The sequence below is a fragment of the Pseudomonas sp. CBZ-4 genome, from assembly GCF_000346755.1.
Lineage (GTDB): Bacteria > Pseudomonadota > Gammaproteobacteria > Pseudomonadales > Pseudomonadaceae > Aquipseudomonas.
Genome location: NZ_ANNV01000136.1, coordinates 1 through 5,565, shown reverse-complemented (window position 1 = coordinate 5,565; position 5,565 = coordinate 1). Strand labels below are relative to the sequence as shown.

Sequence of the window (5,565 nt, the reverse complement as noted above, 5' to 3'; positions counted from 1 at the left end):
CCCACCGCCATCGCAGGCAAGCCAGCTCCCACAATTGCTTGCTACATCAGCCCTCCCGCACCCGCCCCATCAACCACTGCAACCCCGAATCCCCACCCCGCCGCACATGCCACGCCAACTCCACCGCAAACGAGGGGATATGAAACGGTGGCGGCACCGCCACCAGGTGTGGGTGATCAATGTTGAGCAAACCCCGCGACGACACCGTCAAGATCAGATCCGTGCCCTGGATCAACTGCGGTGCCACGCCCCAATGCGGCAGGCTGATCGCCACATGGCGTCGCTCACGAATCGCCGTCAGCGCCCGCTCGATTTCCGGCGTGCCACTGCCGCGCATTTCCAGCAACACATGGGGACGCGACAGGTAAGTGGGCAGGTCCAGCGTGCCATCGTCCGGCAAGCTGTCACGGTCTACCAGGCAGGTGTAATGCTCTTCAAACAGCGGCGTAGTACGCAATTCCGCCGGCATGTCAGGAAAAACCCCAGCAGCCAGGTCAAGATCGCCATTGAGCACGCCATCCACCATGCCTTCGCGGCTGGCCTGGATGATTTGCAGGTCGATACCGGGCGCTTCACGGCGCAGCAGGCGCACCAAGTCAGGTAGGAAAATCGCCGCACTGTAGTCCGACATCGCCACGCGAAAGCGGCGCTTGGCCGAGGCCGGATCAAACCGGTTGGGCGCCAGCAGCGCTTGTACCTGGGCCAGCGCCTCGGCGAGCGGTGCCGCCAGTTCCAACGCGCGAGCGGTGGGCACCAACGTGCCGCCCTGGCGCACCAGCAACGGGTCGCCAAGCAAGTCCCGCAAGCGCGCCAGCGCGTGACTGACCGCCGGCTGGCTCAGGTGCACGCGTTCAGCGGCGCGGGTGACGTGTTGCTCGGCGAGCAGGGCGTCGAGGATCACCAGCAGGTTGAGGTCGATGCGGCGCAGATCATTCATTAGCTGCATGCTCGGCATAAGAAATTGGAATTTAAATTTGCTCGACGAATACCCTAGAGTCCAGCAAAACCTCTGGGAGATTCGCAATGACGACCTTGCACTGGCTGGGTTTATTGGCGCTGGCAGTGATTGCCGGTGCGGTAGTGCCGTTTCAAAGTGCGATCAACGCCAACCTCGGGCGTGGGCTCGGGCACCCGTTGTGGGCCACCCTGGCGTCGCTGCTGGTCAGCATCATCGTGTTGCTGCCGGTGATTGTGGCGCTGCGCTTGCCGTTACCAAGCCTGGGCTTTATCAGCAAAGCACCTTTATGGATGTGGGCCGGTGGCGCGTTCGGTGTATGTTTTATTTCCCTGGCGTTGATGCTGCTGCCCAAGTTGGGCGCGTCTGGGTTTATTGCGCTGGCCATGGCCGGGCAGATTCTGGCGTCACTGCTGCTCGACCACTTTGGCCTGTTCGGCCTGGCGGAGCGCGAGCTGACAACGCCCCGGGTGCTGGGGGCGTTGTTGTTGATCGGCGGCGTGGTGTTGATTCAGTTCAGCGCAACGCCCTCGGCGATCAGCGCGGCGACATAATCCGGCGCGGCATGCAGGTCGCAATTGCGCCCCGCCTTGGCCACCTGGCCGGGTAACTCATGGCCCAGCAGCGCCGGCAGGCGCCGGGACATCTGCAACAGATGCGGCAGGTCGATACCGGTAGGAATCCCCACCTCCGCGCACAGGTTCACCAGATCCTCCGTGCAGATATTGCCCGACGCCCCCGGCGCAAACGGGCAGCCGCCAAGGCCACCGAGGGCCGCATCGAAACGTCGGGCACCGGCTTCGTAGGCGGCCAGCACATTGCACAACCCCAGGCCACGGGTGTTGTGGAAATGCAGGGTCAGGTCGCCAGCAGGCACGTGTTGCAACACGCGCTTGACCAGGCGTTCTACCTGGCGCGGGTTGGCCATGCCGGTGGTGTCGGCCAGCGTGATGCCCTGGATGCCCAGTTCACGATACGCATCGACAATCCGCAGCACGCGGTCCTCATCGACCGCCCCTTCGAACGGGCAACCAAATGTCGTCGCGATGCTGCCGTTGAGGCGCACCGGGTGGTCGGCGGCAAAGCTGACGATCTCGCCGAAGGCCGCCAAGGACGCCTCGCAGCGCATGCGCAGGTTGGCCAGGTTGTGGCTATGGCTGGCGGACATCACCAGGTTCAACTCATCGGCGCGGGAGCCGATGGCACGCTGGGCGCCCTTGAGATTGGGGATCAGCGCCACGTAGATGACCCCCGGCTTGCGCGCGATGCCCTGGAACACCTGCTCGCCATCGCGCAACGCCGGAATGGCCTTGGGCGAGACAAACGAACCCGCTTCGATCCGCGAGAAACCGGCGCGGGAAAGCTGGTCGATCAAGGCGATCTTGTCGGCCGTCTCCACCCAGGTCGGTTCGATTTGCAAGCCATCACGCGGGGACACTTCCTGCACGATCAGCGCGTCTGAATAATCCTGAATCACCGTCAGCTCCTTCAACGACGCTCGTCAGCCAAGCGATTGATCCCAGCCTGCTCCACCACCGGTTGCGGCGCGCCATGACTGGCCGCCTGCAACATCGCCCGGCCAACCGTCTCGGTGCTCACCACCCAACCCGGTTTGACCCGGCGCAGCAACGTCAGCAGCGGCCCCAGCACGGAATAGAACGCCTGGTACAACGGCGTCTTCGAGCGCACGCCGTGCAAGGGTTGGATCACCCCCGGCCGGAACAGGTACACCGCCTTGAACGGCAAGCGCAGCAAGGCATTTTCGGTCTTGCCCTTGACCCGCGCCCACATCGACTTGCCCGCCTCGGAACTGTCGGTACCGGCGCCAGACACGTAGATAAAGGTCATCTGCGGATTGAGCCGCGCCAGGGTGCTGGCCGCAACCAGAGTGAGGTCATAGGTGAGGTGGGTGTAGTTGATTTCGTTCATGCCAGCCGACGACACACCGAGGCAGAAGAAGCACGCATCAAAGCCTTGCAGCAGGTTTTCCAGGGGTTGGAAATCGAGCATGTCGCTGTGCAATACCTGATGCAGCTTGCCGTGTTCCTGGGTCAACGGCGTACGGCCGACGGCGACGACTTCCTGCACATCGGCGGCCAACAGGCATTCACGCAGAACACCCTGGCCGACCATGCCGGTGGCGCCGAATAACAGAACTCTCATAGGGGGACCTCAGCGGCAAGCCGCAAGCTTCAAGCGACAAGTTGAATGCAGTTCAGCTTGTAGCTTAACGCTTGCGGCGTGTCATTGCCCTGTCAGAAAGCGCTGCGAAAGATCTCTTCTATTTGCCTTTGATCCGCGCGCCGTGGGTTGGTCAGCCCACAGGCATCCTTCAACGCATTGCTGGCGAGCAGCGGAATGTCTTGCAACTTGGCGCCGAGTTCGCGCAGGCCGGCGGGAATGTCTACGTCCTGGGACAAACTGCGGATCGCCGCAATCGCCGCCTGGGCACCCTCTTCCACGGTGACACCTTTGACATCCGCCCCCAACGCGCGGCCCACGTCACTCAAGCGTTTGGCGCTGACACTGGCGTTGAAGCTTTGCACATGGGGCAGCAACACCGCGTTGCACACGCCGTGGGGCAAGTCATACAGGCCGCCCAACTGGTGCGCCATGGCATGCACAAAACCCAGCGACGCGTTGTTGAACGCCATGCCGGCGAGGAATTGCGCGTAGGCCATGTTTTCCCGCGCGGCCTTGTCGCTGCCATCGCGCACGGCCAGGCGCAGGTTGGCGCTGATCAGTTCGATGGCCTTGATCGCGCAGGCGTCGGTGATCGGCGTGGCGGCGGTGGACACGTAGGCTTCGATCGCGTGAGTCAGGGCGTCCATGCCAGTGGCGGCAGTGAGGCCCTTGGGCATGCCGACCATCAGTGCCGGGTCGTTGACTGACAGCAGCGGCGTGACGTTGCGGTCGACGATGGCCATTTTCACGTGGCGGGTTTCGTCGGTGATGATGCAGAACCGGGTCATCTCGCTGGCGGTGCCGGCGGTGGTGTTGATGGCCACCAGCGGCAGTTGTGGCTTGCTCGACTGGTCCACGCCTTCGTAGTCGCCAATATGCCCGCCATTGGTGGCACACAGCGCGATGCCCTTGGCGCAGTCATGGGGCGAACCGCCGCCCAGGGACACCACGAAATCGCAGGCACTTTCCTGCAACAGCGCCAGGCCTTTCTCGACGTTTTCCACATTGGGGTTGGGCTTGGCGCCGTCGTAGATCACCGAGTCGATGTCCTGCATCGCCAGTTTCTCGGCGATCATGCTCGCCACGCCGGCTTTGGCCAGGCCCGCGTCGGTGACGATCAGCGCCTTGTGAAAGCCGTAATTACGGATGGCGGTCATGGCTTCGTCGAGGCAGTCGGTGCCCATGATGTTGACGGCGGGAATAAAGAAGGTGCTGCTCATGGCTAATCCTCGTAGGCTTTATGCCTACAGAATCAACCGCTGACGGCCACAGCATCTTGATCAGGATCAACGCCCGCTCGTGATAAAGTCCCGCCCAGCCGAATTCGAGTAGACCCGCCGCAATGAAGGATTTCCAGGATATTGACGCCCACCTTGAAGACTGGAGCGCCCTGCGCGGCGCCATCGACTTCAGCGGGATTCTGATCGGCAACGGCGCCAGTCGTACGATTTGGGAAGACTTTGCCTACGACTCGCTGTTCGAAAACGCGCGCACCGTCGAAGAAAAACCCCTGAGCCCATCCGAACTCAGCGTGTTCGACGCCCTGCAAACCCGTAGTTTCGAGCAGGCCCTGGGCGCCCTGAAAACCACCAGCCGGGTCAACAAGGCCCTGGCGGTCAGCTCGGCGGCGCCGCGCAATCGCTACTACGCGATCAAGGAAGCGTTGATCAACACCATCCACGCCGTGCATATCCCGTGGCGCCTGGTGCAGCCGTCGACACTGGAGACGATCAACCGCGAACTGGCGAGCTACGCCACGGTATTCACGAGCAACTACGACTTGCTCAACTACTGGGCGATCCTGCACACACCGGGCATCGACGACCTGTTCCGCAGTGCCGACGCCAGTTTCGACCTGCGCAACACCCACACCAGCGCCACACGCATCCTCTACTTGCACGGCGGCCTGCACCTGGTGCGCAACCTCGACGGCACCGCGCGCAAACTGCCGACCACCGACAGCACCTTGCTCAGCAGTTTTGCGATCAACAACACGATCAAGACCCTGGACGATGTGCCGCTGTTTGTCAGCGAAGGCAAGGTGGAGGAGAAACTGAAGAGCATCCGCAGCTCGGATTACCTGTCGTTCTGTTATGAACAGTTGCTCGGCCATCAGGGCGCGCTGTGCATCTTTGGCCACGATTTGGGCGCACAGGATAAACACTTGGTGGATGCGATTCGCCAGGCCAAGTTGACCACCCTGGCGATTTCGGTGTCGGGGCGCAGTGATGGGTTTATTCGGCAGCAGAAGCGGCGGTATTCGGAGATGTTCGAGGGGACCGGCGTGGCGCTGAAGTTCTTCGCTGCGCGCACTCACCCACTGGGCAATCCCGCACTGTCCGTCCCTGTCGAACACTGATCTCCCATACAAAGGAGATCGACTGTGGGAGCTGGCTTGCCTGCGATGCAGACACCTCGGTGTATCA

At 62.3% G+C, this 5,565-nt stretch carries 6 protein-coding genes; 2 read left to right on the top strand and 4 right to left on the bottom strand.

All coding sequences use genetic code 11. The features are described 5' to 3' along the window. Positions 1-46 precede the first annotated feature (46 nt). Positions 47-955 carry a LysR family transcriptional regulator gene (locus B348_RS0118425; RefSeq protein ID WP_026136881.1) on the bottom strand — a complete coding sequence of 303 codons (909 nt, stop codon included), beginning with the start codon at positions 953-955 and terminating at the stop codon, positions 47-49. Between the two features lie 68 nt (positions 956-1,023). Here B348_RS0118425 and B348_RS0118420 point away from each other — a divergent pair, with 68 nt between their 5' ends. Further along, entirely contained in the window at positions 1,024-1,509 is a 486-nt protein-coding gene (locus B348_RS0118420; protein ID WP_017737545.1) for a DMT family transporter, read from the top strand. Here the strand turns inward: B348_RS0118420 and B348_RS0118415 are convergent. From B348_RS0118415 to yiaY, 3 genes are all read right to left on the bottom strand, one after another. Continuing rightward, positions 1,467-2,432, bottom strand: a complete 966-nt coding sequence (locus B348_RS0118415) for a hydroxymethylglutaryl-CoA lyase (protein WP_017737544.1) — start codon at positions 2,430-2,432, stop codon at positions 1,467-1,469. The genes B348_RS0118420 and B348_RS0118415 overlap by 43 nt on opposite strands. Before the next feature lie 11 nt (positions 2,433-2,443). Next, positions 2,444-3,118: an NAD(P)H-binding protein gene (locus B348_RS0118410; protein WP_026136880.1), complete on the bottom strand. Its 675-nt coding sequence runs from the start codon at positions 3,116-3,118 to the stop codon at positions 2,444-2,446. Between the two features lie 92 nt (positions 3,119-3,210). Then, positions 3,211-4,359: an L-threonine dehydrogenase gene (yiaY, locus tag B348_RS0118405; protein ID WP_017737542.1), complete on the bottom strand. Its 1,149-nt coding sequence runs from the start codon at positions 4,357-4,359 to the stop codon at positions 3,211-3,213. Between the two features lie 122 nt (positions 4,360-4,481). Here yiaY and B348_RS0118400 point away from each other — a divergent pair, with 122 nt between their 5' ends. Beyond that, on the top strand, positions 4,482-5,498 hold the full coding sequence (locus B348_RS0118400) for a DUF4917 family protein (RefSeq protein WP_017737541.1): 1,017 nt from the start codon (positions 4,482-4,484) through the stop codon (positions 5,496-5,498). The last annotated feature ends 67 nt before the right edge of the window (positions 5,499-5,565 follow it).

Excerpts from the sequence above, each read along its gene's own strand:
- B348_RS0118425 (WP_026136881.1), bottom strand. The coding sequence starts at position 955 with ATGCCGAGCATGCAGCTAATGAATGATCTGCGCCGCATCGACCTCAAC.
- B348_RS0118420 (WP_017737545.1), top strand. The coding sequence starts at position 1,024 with ATGACGACCTTGCACTGGCTGGGTTTATTGGCGCTGGCAGTGATTGCC.
- B348_RS0118410 (WP_026136880.1), bottom strand. The coding sequence starts at position 3,118 with ATGAGAGTTCTGTTATTCGGCGCCACCGGCATGGTCGGCCAGGGTGTT.
- yiaY (WP_017737542.1), bottom strand. The coding sequence starts at position 4,359 with ATGAGCAGCACCTTCTTTATTCCCGCCGTCAACATCATGGGCACCGAC.
- B348_RS0118400 (WP_017737541.1), top strand. The coding sequence starts at position 4,482 with ATGAAGGATTTCCAGGATATTGACGCCCACCTTGAAGACTGGAGCGCC.